General features: G+C 66.0%; 12 protein-coding genes and 3 rRNA genes. 7 read left to right on the plus strand and 8 right to left on the minus strand.

Annotated features, from left to right (window positions below; translation table 11 throughout):
• Positions 1 to 88: 88 nt before the first annotated feature.
• Entirely contained in the window at positions 89 to 1,204 is a 1,116-nt protein-coding gene (locus tag AMIS_RS18160) for a sporulation protein (RefSeq protein WP_014443807.1), read from the plus strand.
• A gap of 231 nt (positions 1,205 to 1,435) precedes the next feature.
• Here the strand turns inward: AMIS_RS18160 and AMIS_RS18165 are convergent, their stop codons facing one another.
• Positions 1,436 to 2,041 (minus strand): hypothetical protein, encoded by a 606-nt coding sequence (locus tag AMIS_RS18165; RefSeq protein ID WP_014443808.1) that lies wholly within the window; start codon positions 2,039 to 2,041, stop codon positions 1,436 to 1,438.
• Between the two features lie 484 nt (positions 2,042 to 2,525).
• Between AMIS_RS18165 and AMIS_RS18170 the strand changes: the two genes are divergently transcribed.
• From AMIS_RS18170 to rrf, 3 genes are all read left to right on the plus strand, one after another.
• Positions 2,526 to 4,040: ribosomal RNA gene (locus AMIS_RS18170) — 16S ribosomal RNA — on the plus strand.
• 357 nt (positions 4,041 to 4,397) lie between these two features.
• Positions 4,398 to 7,504: ribosomal RNA gene (locus AMIS_RS18175) — 23S ribosomal RNA — on the plus strand.
• A 96-nt stretch (positions 7,505 to 7,600) separates the two neighbouring features.
• A 5S ribosomal RNA gene (gene rrf / locus AMIS_RS18180) occupies positions 7,601 to 7,717 on the plus strand.
• Together the 16S, 23S and 5S rRNA genes form the textbook arrangement of a ribosomal RNA operon.
• Positions 7,718 to 7,801: 84 nt before the next feature.
• Here the strand turns inward: rrf and AMIS_RS18185 are convergent.
• Positions 7,802 to 8,557 carry a class I SAM-dependent methyltransferase gene (locus AMIS_RS18185; RefSeq protein ID WP_041829877.1) on the minus strand — a complete coding sequence of 252 codons (756 nt, stop codon included), beginning with the start codon at positions 8,555 to 8,557 and terminating at the stop codon, positions 7,802 to 7,804.
• Between the two features lie 113 nt (positions 8,558 to 8,670).
• Here AMIS_RS18185 and AMIS_RS18190 point away from each other — a divergent pair, with 113 nt between their 5' ends.
• Positions 8,671 to 9,108, plus strand: coding sequence for a CBS domain-containing protein (locus AMIS_RS18190; protein WP_014443810.1), 438 nt, complete (start codon positions 8,671 to 8,673; stop codon positions 9,106 to 9,108).
• Positions 9,109 to 9,249: 141 nt separating this feature from the next.
• Here the strand turns inward: AMIS_RS18190 and AMIS_RS18195 are convergent, their stop codons facing one another.
• Positions 9,250 to 9,513 carry a hypothetical protein gene (locus AMIS_RS18195; protein WP_014443811.1) on the minus strand — a complete coding sequence of 88 codons (264 nt, stop codon included), beginning with the start codon at positions 9,511 to 9,513 and terminating at the stop codon, positions 9,250 to 9,252.
• A 177-nt stretch (positions 9,514 to 9,690) separates the two neighbouring features.
• Positions 9,691 to 10,251 (minus strand): hypothetical protein, encoded by a 561-nt coding sequence (locus AMIS_RS18200; protein WP_014443812.1) that lies wholly within the window; start codon positions 10,249 to 10,251, stop codon positions 9,691 to 9,693.
• A 212-nt stretch (positions 10,252 to 10,463) separates the two neighbouring features.
• Between AMIS_RS18200 and AMIS_RS18205 the strand changes: the two genes are divergently transcribed.
• Positions 10,464 to 12,839 (plus strand): ATP-binding cassette domain-containing protein, encoded by a 2,376-nt coding sequence (locus AMIS_RS18205; protein WP_014443813.1) that lies wholly within the window; start codon positions 10,464 to 10,466, stop codon positions 12,837 to 12,839.
• Here AMIS_RS18205 and AMIS_RS18210 read toward each other — a convergent pair.
• Together AMIS_RS18210 and AMIS_RS18215 are read right to left on the minus strand one after the other, a co-directional pair.
• Positions 12,829 to 13,140 carry a protealysin inhibitor emfourin gene (locus AMIS_RS18210; RefSeq protein ID WP_051042051.1) on the minus strand — a complete coding sequence of 104 codons (312 nt, stop codon included), beginning with the start codon at positions 13,138 to 13,140 and terminating at the stop codon, positions 12,829 to 12,831. The two genes, AMIS_RS18205 and AMIS_RS18210, sit on opposite strands and share 11 nt — an antisense overlap.
• A 313-nt stretch (positions 13,141 to 13,453) precedes the next feature.
• Positions 13,454 to 13,912 carry a response regulator transcription factor gene (locus AMIS_RS18215; RefSeq protein WP_014443815.1) on the minus strand — a complete coding sequence of 153 codons (459 nt, stop codon included), beginning with the start codon at positions 13,910 to 13,912 and terminating at the stop codon, positions 13,454 to 13,456.
• A gap of 170 nt (positions 13,913 to 14,082) precedes the next feature.
• Here AMIS_RS18215 and AMIS_RS18220 point away from each other — a divergent pair, with 170 nt between their 5' ends.
• On the plus strand, positions 14,083 to 15,006 hold the full coding sequence (locus tag AMIS_RS18220; RefSeq protein ID WP_014443816.1) for a siderophore-interacting protein: 924 nt from the start codon (positions 14,083 to 14,085) through the stop codon (positions 15,004 to 15,006).
• A 27-nt stretch (positions 15,007 to 15,033) separates the two neighbouring features.
• On the opposite strand, the gene AMIS_RS18225 is transcribed toward AMIS_RS18220, so the two are convergent.
• Both AMIS_RS18225 and AMIS_RS18230 read right to left on the minus strand, forming a co-directional pair.
• Positions 15,034 to 16,668, minus strand: coding sequence for a methyl-accepting chemotaxis protein (locus tag AMIS_RS18225; protein ID WP_014443817.1), 1,635 nt, complete (start codon positions 16,666 to 16,668; stop codon positions 15,034 to 15,036).
• Positions 16,669 to 16,712: 44 nt separating this feature from the next.
• A complete protein-coding gene (locus AMIS_RS18230; protein WP_014443818.1) occupies positions 16,713 to 17,615 on the minus strand; it encodes a universal stress protein in 903 nt (300 codons plus the stop codon).
• Positions 17,616 to 17,635: the final 20 nt, after the last annotated feature.

Below are 17,635 nucleotides of genomic sequence, written 5' to 3' on the forward strand. Positions count from 1 at the left end.
TTTCTTCAGCCTCCATTGCTACTTTTCCGATCAAGCTGGATTTCCGAGCTGCCCGGTTGTCGGGGCTCTGTCGAAGCGGGAGTTGAACGTGGTCTTCAAGAAGTTGCTGGGCGCCCTCGGTGTTGGCGGGCCGAGCGTGGACACCGTGCTGTCCAACCCCAGCACCTACCCCGGCGCGCCCCTGACCGGTCAGGTCAACGTCGTCGGCGGCACTCAGGATGCCGACATCGAGCACATCACGCTCGGCCTGGTCACCCGCATGGAGGTCGAGGGCGGCGGCGGTGACTACTCGGCGGTCGCCGACTTCCACCGGCTCACCGTGAGCGGCCCGATGCGCCTCGCGGCCGGCCAGCAGCTCTCCATCCCGTTCCAGATCGACATGCCGTGGGAGACGCCGATCACCACGGTCTACGGCCAGACCCTGCGCGGCATGGTGATGGGTGTCCGCACCGAGGTCGCCATCGCCCGCGCCGTCGACAAGGGCGACCTGGACGCGGTGCACGTGCACCCGCTGCCCATCCAGCAGAAGATCCTGGACGCATTCTCCCAGCTCGGCTTCCGCTTCAAGTCCGCCGACCTGGAGCACGGCCAGATCTACGGCGTGCACCAGACGCTCCCGTTCTACCAGGAGATCGAGTTCTACCCGCCCCAGCAGTACGCGCACGGCATCAACGAGGTCGAGCTGACGTTCGTCACCAGCCCGCACTCCGTCGAGGTCGTCCTCGAGTTCGACAAGCGCGGCGGCCTCTTCACCCAGGGCCACGACACCTACGGCCGCTACACGGTCCAGCACCAGGACGCCGACACCACCGACTGGCGCGCCGTCGTCGACGGCTGGGTCCGCCAGGCCCTCGACAAGCGCAAGTCGATGCCGGGCTTCGGCGCGGGGGGCGGTTTCGGTCAGCCCGGCCATGGTCAGCCGGGTTATGGCCAGCCTGGTTATGGTCAGCCCGGTTATGGTCAGCCCGCCTACGGTGCGCCGGGTTACCCGCCGCCCGGTTACGGCCAGCCCGGTTATGGGCACGGTCCGGGTCACCACGGCCACTACCGCCAGGGTCCCGGTCACCACGGTCACTACCGTCGCGGCCACCACGGCGGCGGCATGGGCGGCATGGCGATGGGCGTCGCGGGCGGTCTGGCCGCGGGCTACGTCGCCGGCGAGGTCTTCGACGAGATCGGCGACGCCTTCGAGGGCGAAGAGTAAGTAGTCCGGAGCCGGGCGGGGGTCATCTCCCGCCCGGTTTCTTTTTCCGGGGTACGCGCGACACCGTCCCCAACCGCACCGGAACCGTCCCGCTGCCGCGGACACCTGACGCCCCTTCCGCCGGCGCATCCCGCCGCCGGCCCCGGCGTCCCGTCGCCGTCCTTCCCGGATCTTGGCAAACGCGGCGGTTGGGGCAGGAGTTGCCAAGATCGGGCGCGGGTCTGGCGGGAGTCAGAGCTCGGCCGGGGCGGACTGGCGCCTTGCCTCCGTCACGTCGGCCATGAGGGCGTCCCACCGGGGATCATCGCGGAAGCGGGCCATCCGGATGGACTGGGCGGAGCGGGCTGACGTGTACTCCCACCACGCTGCCACCCGGACCGGCCAGAGGCCCACGCGCATGGCGCCCGCCAGGAAACAGCGGTGTGCCAGCAGCGTGGCCGCCAGGATCTCGGCCTCCAGCTCGACATCCGGATCGTCGATCGCCTTGCCGAGCGCTCTCACGTCGCGGTGCATCTCGGCGTACGAGATGAGGTTCGGCATCGCGGGGACCAGCAGCTCGTCCTCGGGGTGCACGAGGTCGTCGGCGTAGGCCGGGATGAACACGACGTCGTCGACCGTGATGATGAGCGGGATCGACTCGTGCTTGCGGCGGAGGTCGACCTGGACGGCCGGGGCGCCGGTGGGCACGTGGACCCATTCGGCGTCGAGGACGTCGCGGAAAGCGAGGCGGACGGTGTCGCCGATCGCCGGCACGTGGACCGTGACCAGGCCGGGGCCGTAGGACACCTCGGTACCCGGCACCTCCTGGATCATCTCGGCGAGCTCGTCAGTGCGCATGGCCCTGGTTATACGCGGTTTAGCGTTTTCCCGCGACGACCCTGTGACACGGGTCGCGGCCACCCCGATTTGGCGTTGCGCCGGAGCCCTTGTAATGTTGTCCGAGCCGCCAGGGAGACGGGCGAGCGAGCGGGACTCGAAAGAGGCCCGGAGCGGCCGTCCTGGAGGAACCCAAGGACTTGATCACGACCCAACGTCGTGTAATGTTCCGTGGGTCGGTTTTCGCATTGTTGAATTCGTCGGCTGTGCAGTTTGCAAACAGGCGGATTTGACGGGGCGGAAAACGAAGCAGTAAAGTTGAGCAAGTGCCCCGGAGCGGAGCGCGAACAGCGCGAAGTAATGGTGTGCGGTTGTTCTTTGAGAACTCAACAGGGTGCTTGATAAGCCAGTGCCAATTATGGCAATACCCCGGCCTGTCTTCGGATGGGTTGGAGATTCCTTTGGCAACATATCATGTTGCTGGGAATCAGATTTTCCACAGATTTTGTTGGAGAGTTTGATCCTGGCTCAGGACGAACGCTGGCGGCGTGCTTAACACATGCAAGTCGAGCGGAAAGGCCCTTCGGGGTACTCGAGCGGCGAACGGGTGAGTAACACGTGAGTAACCTGCCCCGAACTTTGGGATAACCCTCGGAAACGGGGGCTAATACCGAATACGACACGCCTTCGCATGGGGTGCGTGTGGAAAGTTTTTCGGTTCGGGATGGACTCGCGGCCTATCAGCTTGTTGGTGGGGTAATGGCCTACCAAGGCGACGACGGGTAGCCGGCCTGAGAGGGCGACCGGCCACACTGGGACTGAGACACGGCCCAGACTCCTACGGGAGGCAGCAGTGGGGAATATTGCACAATGGGCGGAAGCCTGATGCAGCGACGCCGCGTGAGGGATGACGGCCTTCGGGTTGTAAACCTCTTTCAGCAGGGACGAAGCGCAAGTGACGGTACCTGCAGAAGAAGCGCCGGCCAACTACGTGCCAGCAGCCGCGGTAAGACGTAGGGCGCGAGCGTTGTCCGGATTTATTGGGCGTAAAGAGCTCGTAGGCGGCTTGTCGCGTCGAATGTGAAATCTCGGGGCTCAACTCCGAGCTTGCATTCGATACGGGCAGGCTAGAGTTCGGTAGGGGAGACTGGAATTCCTGGTGTAGCGGTGAAATGCGCAGATATCAGGAGGAACACCGGTGGCGAAGGCGGGTCTCTGGGCCGATACTGACGCTGAGGAGCGAAAGCGTGGGGAGCGAACAGGATTAGATACCCTGGTAGTCCACGCTGTAAACGTTGGGCGCTAGGTGTGGGGACCCTCTCCGGGTTTCTGCGCCGCAGCTAACGCATTAAGCGCCCCGCCTGGGGAGTACGGCCGCAAGGCTAAAACTCAAAGGAATTGACGGGGGCCCGCACAAGCGGCGGAGCATGCGGATTAATTCGATGCAACGCGAAGAACCTTACCTGGGTTTGACATCGCCGGAAAACTCGCAGAGATGTGGGGTCCTTCGGGGCCGGTGACAGGTGGTGCATGGCTGTCGTCAGCTCGTGTCGTGAGATGTTGGGTTAAGTCCCGCAACGAGCGCAACCCTCGTCCCATGTTGCCAGCATTCAGTTGGGGACTCATGGGAGACTGCCGGGGTCAACTCGGAGGAAGGTGGGGATGACGTCAAGTCATCATGCCCCTTATGTCCAGGGCTTCACGCATGCTACAATGGCCGGTACAAAGGGCTGCGATACCGTGAGGTGGAGCGAATCCCAAAAAGCCGGTCTCAGTTCGGATCGGGGTCTGCAACTCGACCCCGTGAAGTCGGAGTCGCTAGTAATCGCAGATCAGCAACGCTGCGGTGAATACGTTCCCGGGCCTTGTACACACCGCCCGTCACGTCACGAAAGTCGGCAACACCCGAAGCCGGTGGCCTAACCCGTAAGGGAGGGAGCCGTCGAAGGTGGGGCTGGCGATTGGGACGAAGTCGTAACAAGGTAGCCGTACCGGAAGGTGCGGCTGGATCACCTCCTTTCTAAGGAGCAACTCTTACCGAAAGGTAAGCAGTAGCCCGTACCGCCCGAATGTGGTGGTGGGGTGCTCATAGGCGGAGACACTGGTTAGCTGAAGCCGGCAACGGCCTGAATCCTCTAGTACACACGCTTTGCGTGCAGGAACGAGCTCGGGTGCGGCTGGTGGAAGCGATAAGCACCCTGTTGGGTATCTGAAAGAACAACCTTGCCGGCTGGGCCGGTGGTTGTTTTTCAATGCCAGGCATGACCTGGCGCTCCATACCGATTGCCTGAGGGCTTTGCTGGTGGTGCGCCTTGATGGTTGTGGGTTGGTCGTTGGTTGAGAATTGCACAGTGGACGCGAGCATCTTGTTTTCTGTGGTTAAGTTGTCAAGGGCGAACGGTGGATGCCTTGGCACCAGGAGCCGATGAAGGACGTGGGAGGCCGCGATAGGCCTGGGGGAGCTGCCAACCTAGCTGTGATCCCAGGGTGTCCGAATGGGGAAACCTGGCACGAGTCATGTCGTGTCATCCGCACCTGAATTCATAGGGTGTGTGAGGGGAACGCGGGGAAGTGAAACATCTCAGTACCCGTAGGAAGAGAAAACAACCGTGATTCCGTGAGTAGTGGCGAGCGAAAGCGGACGTAGCCTAAACCGAATTCGTGTCATACCTGTCAGGGGTTGCGTTTTCGGGGTTGTGGGACCTGCTTTGATGTGCTGACACGCATCTAAAGAGTTACAAAGTTATAGGTTAGTTGAACGGTGTGGGAAAGCCGGCCGTAGAGGGTGAGAGCCCCGTAAGCGAAAATCTATGACCTCTTTGCAGTGTTCCCGAGTAGCAGCGGACTCCTAGAATCTGCTGTGAATCTGCCAGGACCACCTGGTAAGGCTGAATACTTCCTGGTGACCGATAGCGGACAAGTACCGTGAGGGAATGGTGAAAAGTACCCCGGGAGGGGAGTGAAATAGTACCTGAAACCGTTCGCCTACAATCCGTCGGAGCCTTTAGGGGTGACGGCGTGCCTTTTGAAGAATGAGCCTGCGAGTTAGTGGCATGTGGCGAGGTTAACCCGTGTGGGGTAGCCGTAGCGAAAGCGAGTCTGAATAGGGCGTTTTTAGTCGCATGTTCTAGACCCGAAGCGGGGTGATCTAGCCATGGGCAGGTTGAAGCGTGGGTAAGACTACGTGGAGGACCGAACCCACCAACGTTGAAAAGTTGGGGGATGACCTGTGGTTAGGGGTGAAAGGCCAATCAAACTCCGTGATAGCTGGTTCTCCCCGAAATGCATTTAGGTGCAGCGTCGCGTGTTTCTTGCCGGAGGTAGAGCACTGGATGGTCTAGGGGGCCCACAAGCTTACTGAAATCAGCCAAACTCCGAATGCCGGTAAGTGAGAGCGCGGCAGTGAGACTGCGGGGGATAAGCTTCGTAGTCGAGAGGGAAACAGCCCAGATCGCCAGCTAAGGCCCCTAAGCGTGTGCTAAGTGGAAAAGGATGTGGGATCGCATGGACAACCAGGAGGTTGGCTTAGAAGCAGCCACCCTTTAAAGAGTGCGTAATAGCTCACTGGTCAAGTGGTTCCGCGCCGACAATGTAGCGGGGCTCAAGCACACCGCCGAAGCTGTGGCATTCACACATTAACTTCGCTCCAAGATTCGTCTTGGTGTGCAGGTGTGTGGATGGGTAGGGGAGCGTCGTGTTGCGGGTGAAGCGGCGGAGTGATCCAGCCGTGGACGCTACACGAGTGAGAATGCAGGCATGAGTAGCGAATGAAGGGTGAGAACCCCTTCCGCCGGATGACCAAGGGTTCCAGGGGCAGGCTAATCCGCCCTGGGTGAGTCGGGGCCTAAGGCGAGGCCGAGAGGCGTAGTCGATGGATAACGGGTTGATATTCCCGTACCCGCGTAGAAGCGCCAACGACGAACCTCATGATGCTAACCGCGCAAAGCCGGCAAGGACTTCGGTCTGCGTTGGTGGAGTCCGGGACCCTCGTGGGTAGTAGTTGAGCGATGGGGTGACGCAGGAAGGTAGATGAGCCCGGCCGGTGGTTGTGCCGGGGTAAGCGTGTAGGCCGTACCGTAGGCAAATCCGCGGTGCACATGGGCTGAGACGTGATGCCGAGCCGTTCTGGTGAAGTCATTGATCCTATGCTGCCGAGAAAAGCCTCTAGCGAGCTTCGAGCGGCCCGTACCCTAAACCGACACAGGTGGTCAGGTAGAGAATACCGAGGCGACGGGTGAACTGTGGTTAAGGAACTCGGCAAATTGCCCCCGTAACTTAGGGAGAAGGGGGGCCGGACGCGTGAAGCCCCTTGCGGGTGGAGCGTGGTATGGCCGCAGAGAGCAGGGGGAAGCGACTGTTTACTAAAAACACAGGTCCATGCGAAGTCGTAAGACGATGTATATGGACTGACGCCTGCCCGGTGCTGGAACGTTAAGGGGACCTGTTAGCCCGTGAGGGCGAAGCGGAGAACTTAAGCGCCAGTAAACGGCGGTGGTAACTATAACCATCCTAAGGTAGCGAAATTCCTTGTCGGGTAAGTTCCGACCTGCACGAATGGCGTAACGACTTCCCCACTGTCTCAACCACAGGCCCGGCGAAATTGCAGTACGAGTAAAGATGCTCGTTACGCGCGGCAGGACGGAAAGACCCCGGGACCTTTACTATAGCTTGACATTGGTATCCGAATTTAATTGTGTAGGATAGGTGGGAGCCGGTGAAGCTCGGACGCCAGTTCGGGTGGAGGCATTGTTGAAATACCACTCTGTTGGGTTTGGGTATCTAACTTGCGGCCCTGATCGGGTCGAGGGACAGTGTCTGGTGGGTAGTTTAACTGGGGCGGTTGCCTCCTAAAGGGTAACGGAGGCGCCCAAAGGTTCCCTCAGCCTGGTTGGCAATCAGGTGTTGAGTGTAAGTGCATAAGGGAGCTTGACTGTGAGACTGACGGGTCGAGCAGGGACGAAAGTCGGGACTAGTGATCCGGCACTTGCGTGTGGAAGCGGTGTCGCTCAACGGATAAAAGGTACCCCGGGGATAACAGGCTGATCTTCCCCAAGAGTCCATATCGACGGGATGGTTTGGCACCTCGATGTCGGCTCGTCGCATCCTGGGGCTGTAGCAGGTCCCAAGGGTTGGGCTGTTCGCCCATTAAAGCGGTACGCGAGCTGGGTTTAGAACGTCGTGAGACAGTTCGGTCCCTATCCGCCGTGCGCGTTGGATACTTGAGAAGGGCTGTCCCTAGTACGAGAGGACCGGGACGGACGAACCTCTGGTGTGCCAGTTGTTCTGCCAAGGGCACGGCTGGTTGGCTACGTTCGGAAGGGATAACCGCTGAAAGCATCTAAGCGGGAAGCCTGCTTCGAGATGAGGTATCCCACCACCTTGAGTGGGTAAGGCTCCCAGGAGACTACTGGGTTGATAGGCCGGAGATGTAAGCACGGTAACGTGTTGAGTTGACCGGTACTAATAGGCCGAGGGCTTAACCACTCTAAACATTGCGCTTGCGTCCACTGTGTGATTCACAGCAAACGAACAACCACCCCCGAGAGATCGGGGTTGCTGGTTTGTTCTGCTGAAGGCTGTTTCGGTGGTCATAGCGGTGGGGAAACGCCCGGTTACATTCCGAACCCGGTAGCTAAGCCCTCCAGCGCCGATGGTACTGCACTCGGGAGGGTGTGGGAGAGTAGGACGCCGCCGGACTCAACGTAGAAAAGGCCCACCCGGGCGACCGGGTGGGCCTTTTTCTGTTGGCCCAGGAAACCACCCCACGCAGGAAACAGGGCGTCAATCGGCGCGGGCCAGCACGATCGCCTGACCGTCACGTTCGTGTTTCCCGGGCTGACGCACCAGCCGGCACACCTCGTGCAGGCCGACCGACTCCGCGTGGGCCACCACCTCGTCCGCCGTGTAGTTGTGACGCGTCAGCTGGAGGTCGTAGCCGTAGACCCGGTACAGCTCGCCGACATCGCGGGTGCCCCGGCCGTACTGGAATCCGGCGAGCAGATGCCCACCCGGCTGCAGGACTCGCGCGGCCTCGGCGAAGATCCGGGCCTGGCCCTCGGGCGGCGTGTGGATGATCGAGTACCAGAGCATCACGCCGGCGAACGAGCCGCCCGGGAACGGAAGCTCAGCGAGCGGCGCCACCGTGAACGACAGGTCCGGATGATCGCGGCGGGCCATGGCGATCATGCCGGGCGACAGGTCGACGCCCTCGACGCGGCAGCCGCGATCGGCGAGATAGCGGCTCATCCGCCCCGCGCCGCACCCGGCGTCGAGCACACGATCGGTGCCGGACGCGAGGCGGGCGACTCCGGTGGGGACAGGAAGGGCGCCGTCGTCGGTGGCGGGACCCTCGGCCGGGACAGGGAGGTCGCCATCGTCGAGGGGCACCGAGCTGTCGAACCTCACAGCCGAGATGAAGGCATCGACCATGGCGAGGTCCAACGCTGATTCGACACGGGTGTCCGGCATGCGCGCCGCGTACTCCTCCGCCACGGTGTCGTAGGCGAGCCGCACTCCGCTGAGATCCACGATCGACATTGTGGCATCGATCGGGGGCGTGCTCCGGCCGTACCCCATCGGGTTTTTCTTGACAAGGGGAGCGGGGTTCGGCATAGAGGTGTGTACGGTGCCGACCAGTGCAGGGAGGGACGATGCGGATCAGTGACATTCTCCGAGTCAAGGGTGATCAGGTAGTCACGGTGCCACCGGAGACGCCGGTGGTGCGGCTGCTCGAAGTTCTCGCACAGCATCGGATCGGTGCGGTGGTGGTGTCGCGGGACGGCACGACGGTCGAGGGCATCGTCAGTGAGCGGGACATCGTGCGGGCGCTCGCCGTGCGCGGGGCCGACGTGCTGACGGAGCCGGTGAGCATGATCGCCACCACGCAGGTGCGGACCGTCGCGCCGGATGCGCAGCTGGAGGACGTCGAGCGGTTGATGACCGAGCGGCGGTTCCGGCACGTCCCGGTGGTGACCGACGGGGTGCTCAGTGGCGTGGTGAGCATCGGTGACGTGGTGAAGAACCGGATCGACGAGCTGGAGACCGAGCGCACGACGCTCGCCGAGTACATCACCGGCGAACGCTCTTGACCGCGATCCGGGCGGCTCGTGGGATCGAGTCGCCCGGATCACGGGAGAAAGAGACTGGATCGCGGGGAAAGGGACCGCCACCGCCCGGGCGGGCCGGGCGGTGGCGGGGTGGTGCCGCGGAGAAGACGCGGCGTCGGTGGATCAGCGGTGCAGGAGGGCGGCCAGCCGGTTGCGGGGGACGGCTGCCTTGGCGGCGGTGCGCCGGCGGCTCAGGACGACCGCGGCCACCGCGGCGCCGGCGATGGCGAGTAAGGACGCCGTCGTCGACTTTGGATTCTGGCGGGCGGTCGTCGTCGCCTTCGTCCGCGCGGTCGACACCGCCTGACGGGCGCGAGAGCGGCTCGCCATGTCTCCGTTGTCCGACGGCGCGCTGCTGAGCTTGGTGGTCTGGTCAGTGGTGGTCATCGCTCACCTCTCCAGGGATGCGTAGTCCGGGCTTATGTCGGCTTATGCCCCTCGTGCGTCACTCTCCAACCATCCGATGCGTTTCATTCACGCTCTGGAACCGACGCTAATCGGACAGTTAGCCACGCGGTGTCCATGACTTGACAGGTGGGCGCGCCAATCACCGGACCACGGCAATCACCGGACCACGGAGAGTGGGCCGCGCCGAGGCTCCTTGCTGAGCCGGTACGAGCGCGCCGCCCACACCACCAGCATGATCAGGGCGGTGTCGCGGACCGCCGCGAAGGTCGCCCAGCCGGCCGTGGCGGCCTCCGGGTCGATGATCTCGACCAGCACGACGCCCGCGACCGCGGCCACCGCCGCCGACGCGGCGAGCCGTCCGGTGACGGCGTTGCGCCGGCGGAACCGGTCACCGTGGCCGAGCCAGTAGCCGGGCAGCATCCGGTTCAGCATCATCATGAACAGCACGGCGGGGATGGTCCCGGCCACGGCGTAGGTGAGGGCTAGCAGCAGGCCGGCGCCGTGCAGCGTGGCCGCGACAGCCGTCGCCGTGGCCAGCATGATCACGTCGTAGCGGTGCCTGCCGAACCGGGACTGCGCGACCAGCCAGAGCGCGGCGATCGCCACCGCCGGCAGCATGATCGGGCTCAGCGCGAGCGGCCCGGCGGCAGCCCACGCGACGGTGGTGTACACGGCGGCGAACACGGCTGATCGGAGGGCGTAGTTCTGAATGTTCATCGGCCTGCCTGGGGGTGAAGGGCCTGGGGGTGAAGGGCCTGGGGGTGAAGGGCCTGGGGGCGAAGGAGGAGCGGGGGACGGTCCGATCGGCGTCACCCGTGCGGGGATGAGAACTTTCGAGCACGAGGACGGGTCAGGATTGGAGAAGCAAGGGACCACGGGACGGCTCTAGCCTGACTACCGTTGACGGCGCTGCCGAACGAGGGGACAGGATGAGCACCGAAACGCACGTAGCGGACAGTCACGATCTGATCCGTGTGCAGGGCGCCCGGGTGAACAACCTCAAGGACGTGAGCGTCGAGATTCCGAAACGGCGCCTGACCGTTTTCACCGGTGTCTCCGGGTCGGGCAAGAGCTCGCTGGTGTTCGGCACGATCGCGGCCGAGTCACAGCGGATGATCAACGAGACGTACAGCGCGTTCGTGCAGGGCTTCATGCCGACGCAGGCCCGGCCGGACGTGGACGTGCTGGACGGGCTGACCACCGCGATCATCGTGGACCAGGAGCGGATGGGCTCCGACCCGCGCTCGACGGTCGGCACCGCCACCGACGCTAACGCGATGCTGCGGATCCTGTTCAGCAGGCTCGGGCAGCCGCACATCGGCTCGTCGCAGGCCTTCTCGTTCAACGTGGCGTCGATCTCCGGCGCCGGGGCGGTCACCATCGAGAAGGGCGGGACCACCACCAAGGAGCGGCGCAGCTTCAGCGTCACCGGCGGGATGTGCCCGCGCTGCGAGGGCCGGGGTTCGGTGACCGACTTCGACCTCTCCGCGCTCTACGACGACAGCAAGTCGCTCAACGAGGGCGCCATGACCATCCCCGGTTACAGCATGGACGGCTGGTCCGGCCGGATCTTCCGGGGCTGCGGGTTCTTCGACCCGGACAAGCCGATCCGCGACTTCACCAAGAAGGAACTCGACGCCCTCCTCTACAAGGAGGCCACGAAGATCAAGGTTGACGGGATCAACCTGACGTACCTCGGTCTGATCCCGCAGATCCAGAAATCGTTCCTGGCCAAGGACGTGGAGGCGATGCAGCCGCACATCCGGGCCTTCGTGGAGCGCGCGATCACGTTCACCGCCTGCCCGGACTGCGACGGCACGCGGCTGTCCGCGCTGGCCCGATCCTCCAAGATCAAGGGGATCAGCATCGCGGACGCCTGCCGGATGCAGATCAGCGATCTCGCCGCCTGGGTGCGTGACCTGAACGAGCCGTCCGTGGCGCCGCTGCTCGGCAAACTGCGGCACACCCTGGAGTCGTTCGTCGAAATCGGTCTCGGGTATCTCTCGCTCGACAGGCCGTCGGGCACCCTCTCCGGGGGCGAGGCACAACGTACCAAGATGATCCGTCATCTCGGCTCGGCGCTCACCGACGTCACCTACGTCTTCGACGAGCCCACGATCGGGCTGCACCCGCACGACATCCAGCGGATGAACGAGCTGCTCCTGCGGCTGCGCGACAAGGGCAACACGGTGCTCGTGGTCGAGCACAAGCCGGAGGCGATCGCGATCGGCGACCGGGTGATCGATCTCGGTCCGGGCGCCGGCACGGCCGGCGGCGAGATCTGCTTCGAGGGTACGGTCGGCGAACTGCGCTCGAGCGACACCCTGACCGGCCGTCACCTGGATGACAGGGCACAGGTCAAGGAGAAGGTCCGTACCCCGACCGGCAAGCTGGAGATCCGCGGCGCCACCCGCCACAACCTGCGGGACGTCGACGTCGACGTGCCGCTCGGCGTGCTCGTGGTGGTCACCGGGGTCGCTGGATCGGGCAAGAGCTCGCTGATCCACGGCTCGATCCCGGCGAGCGCCGGTGTCGTGTCGGTCGACCAGGTCCCTATCCGGGGATCGCGGCGCAGCAACCCGGCCACGTACACCAGCATGCTGGAACCGATCCGCAAAGCGTTCGCCAAGGCGAACGGCGTCAAGCCGGCGCTGTTCAGCGCGAACTCGGAGGGTGCCTGCCCGACCTGCAACGGCAACGGCGTGATCTACACGGATCTGGCGATGATGGCCGGGGTGGCGACCCCGTGCGAGGAGTGCGAGGGCAAGCGGTTCCAGGCCGCGGTGCTGGAGTACAAGCTCGGCGGCAAGGACATCAGCGAGGTGCTCGGCATGTCGGTGACCGATGCCGAGGTGTTCTTCGGCGCCGGCGACGGCAAGGTGCCGGCCGCGCACGCGATCCTCAAGCGGCTGGTCGACGTCGGCCTCGGCTATCTGAGCCTGGGCCAGCCGCTCACCACGCTCTCCGGCGGCGAGCGGCAGCGGCTCAAGCTGGCCACGCACATGGCCGACAAGGGCGGCGTCTACGTGCTCGACGAGCCGACCACCGGCCTGCACCTGGCCGACGTGGAGAACCTGCTCGGCCTCCTGGACCGGCTCGTCGACGCGGGCAAGTCGGTGATCGTCATCGAGCACCACCAGGCGGTCATGGCCCACGCCGACTGGATCATCGACCTGGGCCCGGGCGCCGGCCACGACGGCGGCAAGGTCGTCTTCGAGGGGACGCCCGCCGACCTGATCGAGGACCGGTCCACGCTGACCGGAAAGCACCTGGCGGAGTACGTCGGCGCGGTCGCTAGCGTCTGATCATCGCGGCCTGGGTGAGGTATCGCAGGAGTGGGCGTAGCTCGGGTGGCACGGTCGGCTCGGCGACCGTGCCCCGCCAATGCCGTCCGCCGCACTGGATGGCCAGGTCGTAACGGACCAGGTCGGCGGCGCACGGTGCCATGATCTTGGCAGCCAGGCGGGTCAGGTCGAGGCAGCGGACGAGCTGGGTCAGTCGGCGGGCTTCGGGCTCGGGCAGGGTGGGGGAGTCCATCACGACGTGCAGGGATCGACCGGCGTAACCGCCCGATCGTCGTAGCTCGGCGCGCACGGGTTCGGTCACTGTTCCTCCTCAGGCGGCAACCATCGGATGCTGGGAACTCTGGCACCGACCCGACGTGGGCGCTGTCAGTTCTTGAACAGTGGGTCGTCCGCGCACGGCGACAGCACACCGGGGCGACGCTGCTGACCGGCTGGTCCGGCCGGCTGTCAGCGCGTCCGGACAAGCCGCTGACAGCACTGTTGACCAGCTCGGCTTGGCCGGCTGGTCAACAGTGCCGTCGCGTGCAGGTTTTGCCCGCGGTGAGCGCCAGCCGGCAACGGCGGGGCGGTGATCGGCGGCGGGGGCGGGTCAGGCCGTACCCCATGGTGGAAGGTCAGGCAGTGACGGGGATCAGGTGGGTGACGCGCTCGACCAGCTCGGCGGGCGCGACCGGCTTGATCAGGTAGCCCTCGGCGCCGACGACGCGCCCGAGCTCCATGTCGGACGGCGCGCCGGAGCCGCAGATGATCACGGGGATCTGGGCGGTCTCAGGGGACGAGTGCAGCTCGTAGCAGAAGCCGATGCCGTTCAGCTTGCGGGTCGTCACGTCCAGGACGATCAGGTGCGGCCGCTCGTTGACCGCCATCGACATCGCGGTCAGCCCGTTGTCGGTGACGAGGGCGCGGTAGCCGGCGGCCCGCAGCTCCTCGGCGATCCGCTCGCGGATCTCCTCGTCGTCCTCGACGACCAGCACCGTCGGCGGCTCCAGCGCAGCGGCCCAGTCCTCCACCCGCCAGGCGCCGGCCGCGTGGGCGTCGCTGAACGTGATCGTGGTGGTGGATGACTGCGGCATCTCGGCTCCTTCTCTCCTGGGACTCTGCAGATCGGCGGCGACGGGGTGAGCTGCAGGAATCCGGGCGTTGCGAAAGGGGAGCAGGGGGCGGTGGTGCGAGCCGGACGAGTTAGGTTAGGGTTGCCTAAACACGCCGGAACACGCGTGAACACGATGCCTGGGAGGCGACCGTGACCCAGACCGCCGTGCCTGTCACCGAGGCGCCCCCGTTCCGATTCTTCGAGGTCGAGGTGAGCCGGGTGGTCCGGCTGAGCCCGAACTTCGTGCGGGTGACGTTCACCGGCGCGGACCTGGACCGGTTCGCCGACAACGGGTTCGACCAGCGGATCAAGCTGATCCCGCCGCTCGACGACTCCGGTTTCCGGCACCTGCCGGACGGCCTGGACTGGTACACGCAGTGGCGCTGCCTCCCCGACGAGCAGCGCAACCCGATCCGCACCTACACCGCTCGCGCCGTGCGCCGGCACCTGCGCGAGGTCGATGTGGACATGGTGCTGCACGGGGTGAGCGGCCCGGCGTCGCGGTGGGCGGTCAACGCCCGGCCCGGCTCGCAGGCCCGGCTGATGGGCCCGAACGCCGACTTCACCGGCGTCTCCGGCGGCATCGACTTCCACCCGCCGGTGAACACCCGGCGGATCCTGCTCGGCGGCGACGAGACCGCGGTGCCGGCGATCGCCGCGATCCTGGAGCGGCTGCCCGCCGACGCGTGCGGCGAGGCCGTGCTCGAGGTTCCGGAGCACGGCGACCGGCTGGAGATCAGCGCGCCGGCCGGCTTCCGGGTGACCTGGCTGTCGCGGGACGGCGCGCCGCACGGCAGCGGCCTGATCCCGGAGATCGAGGCGGCGGCCCAGCGGCTGCTCGGCGACTGCACGAAGCCGGTGCGGACCGACCTCGAGGACATCGACGTCGACAACGACATCCTGTGGGAGGTGCCGGACGGCACCGAGACCACGATTGACGGCTTCTACGCCTGGCTGGCCGGCGAGGCCGCGGTGATCAAGACGCTGCGCCGCCACCTGGTGACCGGCTGCGGTGTGGACCGGCGCGCGGTCGCGTTCATGGGTTACTGGCGTCTCGGCAAGGCGGAGTGCTGACGAGGCTAGACGCGAAGTGCTGACAGCCTAGACGCGGAAGGCCGACACGACCTCGCGCAGCTCACCGGCCACGGTGGTCAGTTCGCTCACCGACGCCTCGGCCTCGCCCAGGGCCGAGGTCGTGGCGTGGGCGGCACTGGCGACCGCGTTGATGCTGCCGGCGATGTTGGAGCTGCCGTGGGCCGCCTCGCCGATGCTGCGGCTCATCTCGTTCGTCGTCGCGGTCTGCTCCTCGACGGCCGACGCGATGGTCACCTGGTAATCGTTGATCTCGGAGATGATCCGGGAGATCTCCTGGATGGCGACGACCGCGCTCGCCGTGTCGGCCTGGATGGCCTCGACCCGGCGGGCGATGTCCTCGGTGGCCCGGGCGGTCTCCTGAGCCAAATCCTTGACCTCGGACGCGACCACCGCGAAGCCCTTGCCGGACTCGCCGGCGCGGGCCGCCTCGATGGTGGCGTTGAGCGCCAGCAGGTTGGTCTGCTCGGCGATCGCGGTGATCGCCTTGACCACGTTGCCGATCTCCTCGGACGACGTGCCCAGCTTGGCGACCGTGTCGTTCGTCGTCTGCGCCACCCCGACCGCGCTGGAGGCGACCTGCGCGGCGCTGTTGGCGTTCTGCGAGATCTCCCGGATCGAGGCGCCCATCTGGTCGCTGCCGGCGGCCACCGATTGCACGCTCGCGGAGACCTCGCCGGCCGTGCCGGCGACCAGGTTGGCCTGCTCGGCGGCCTCGCGCGACTCGGCGTCCAGACGGGTGGTGATCGCCCGGAGCCGATCGGTGACGTCGCCGAGGACCTGAGCGCCGTGGGTGAGCTTGCGGACGCTGGTGGTCAGGCCGTCCCGGGCCCGGTTGGTGGCCTCGGCCATCTGGCCCAGCTCGTCGCGGGAGCGGACCTCGGCCGGCACGGTGAGGTCGCCGTCGGCCACGGCGCGCAGCGCCTGGGAGACCGTGGCCAGCTGCCGCTTGATCAGCTGCATCACGCCGAAGCCGACGAACGCCGCGATGACGAAGCCGATCACCAGTCCGGCCAGCACGACGTTGCGCGCCCGCTCGTACGACTCGGTGCCGTGCACGGCCATCGCGTCGGCGTCGGCCTCCTCGGTCGCCTGGAGGTCGTCCATGGTGGTGCTGATCGTCTCGTCCGAGGTGTTGAACGCGGAGAGGATCTGGTCGGCGGCGGGCATCGTGAAGCCGGCCGGCGGCGCCTGCCCGAAGATGACGACGGTGCTCAGCCCGCGGTGGTAGACGACCGCCTCGGAGAACGCCTGGAGCTTGGTCAGCCGGTCGGTGGCGCCGGACTTCGTAGCGATCTGCTCGTAGAGCGCCACCGCTTCGTCGATCTTGGTGGAGGCGTCCGCGGCGCCGTCCAGCCCGGCCTGTTTGAGATCGGCGCTGTTGCCGTTCGTCCCGGCGCTGTATTTCAGGGCGCTGCGGAAGTACTCGGTGAGCCCGCCGCGCATGTCGGCGATCTGCTCCATGCTGTCGACGTGCTGGTCCTTCATCTTCTGCAGGTCGTCGCGGAGGTCGGAGAGCCGGGTCAGCGCCACCAGCGTCACGCCGAGGGCCACCACGGCGACGCAGACGGCGGCGACCGTGCTCTTGATCAGCAGGCTGCGGTCACCGAGCAGCCGCTCCAGCAGCCCGCGCTTCACCGTCATGTCGTTCACGATAGGGCGACTTACCGGTCATTTGGCGCGATTGCTCAACCTGCCGGGGTAGAGCCCTGCACCAGCGCGATGCTGCACCGAGCGCGATGCAACAGATGGCGGCTGATCGACGGGCGCAGCGCCATCCGCAGCGCCCGTCGCACCCGTGCGCCGGCCACCACGAGCTGAGCGCCGGCCGCGGCCTCCGCGAGGACCTCGCCGGGCGGCCCGACCAGCACCTCGGTGGTGACCGGGACCGCCGGGAAACGGCGCCGCCAGCAGTCGACGATCTCCTGGAGCCGGCGGCGCTCGGCGGCGACCGCGTCCAGGTTGCGTTCGCAGAGCAGGTCGCGGCCGCCGTCCGGCACCGGCCAGCCGTGCACCGCGCGGACCCCGACGCCCCGGACCGCGGCCTGCTCGAACGCGAAGCCGAGCACGGTGGCCGCGGTGGGGGAGTCGTCGACGCCGGCCAGGACCGGGTCGGTGGCCCGTGGTTCGCCGCGGACCACGACGACCGGGCAGCGGGCGTGTGTGCTGACCGAGGCGGCGGTCGAGCCGAGCAGGGCGCGGACGCCGGAGTGCCGCGGGCCGCCGACCACCAGCAGGCCGGCGTCGGCGCCGCGCTGGGTGAGCGCCACCGCGGCGGTCCCGTGCTCGACCCGGGCCCGCACGCGGACCCCGGGGTGGGTGTCGGCGGCCGTCGCGATGGCGCGGCCCAGCATGTCGCCGACCGCGTCGTCGGTGTCCGCGTCCGGGTAGACCGCAGCGGCGGGCATCATCGCCGCCGCGGGGACATAGGTGGGCCATTCGTACGCGTAGAGCAGCTCGACGGGCGCGTCCGTGCGCGTCGCCTCGTCCAGTGCCCACCGGGCGGCCTTGCGGGCGTCCGGTGAGCCGTCGTAACCCACCACGATCCGCTGGTCGGGCACCGCGCCCACCTCCTCGGCGTTCCTACCCACGATCGTCGTGTCTGGACGAC

This window comes from Actinoplanes missouriensis 431, from assembly GCF_000284295.1.
Taxonomy (GTDB): domain Bacteria; phylum Actinomycetota; class Actinomycetes; order Mycobacteriales; family Micromonosporaceae; genus Actinoplanes; species Actinoplanes missouriensis.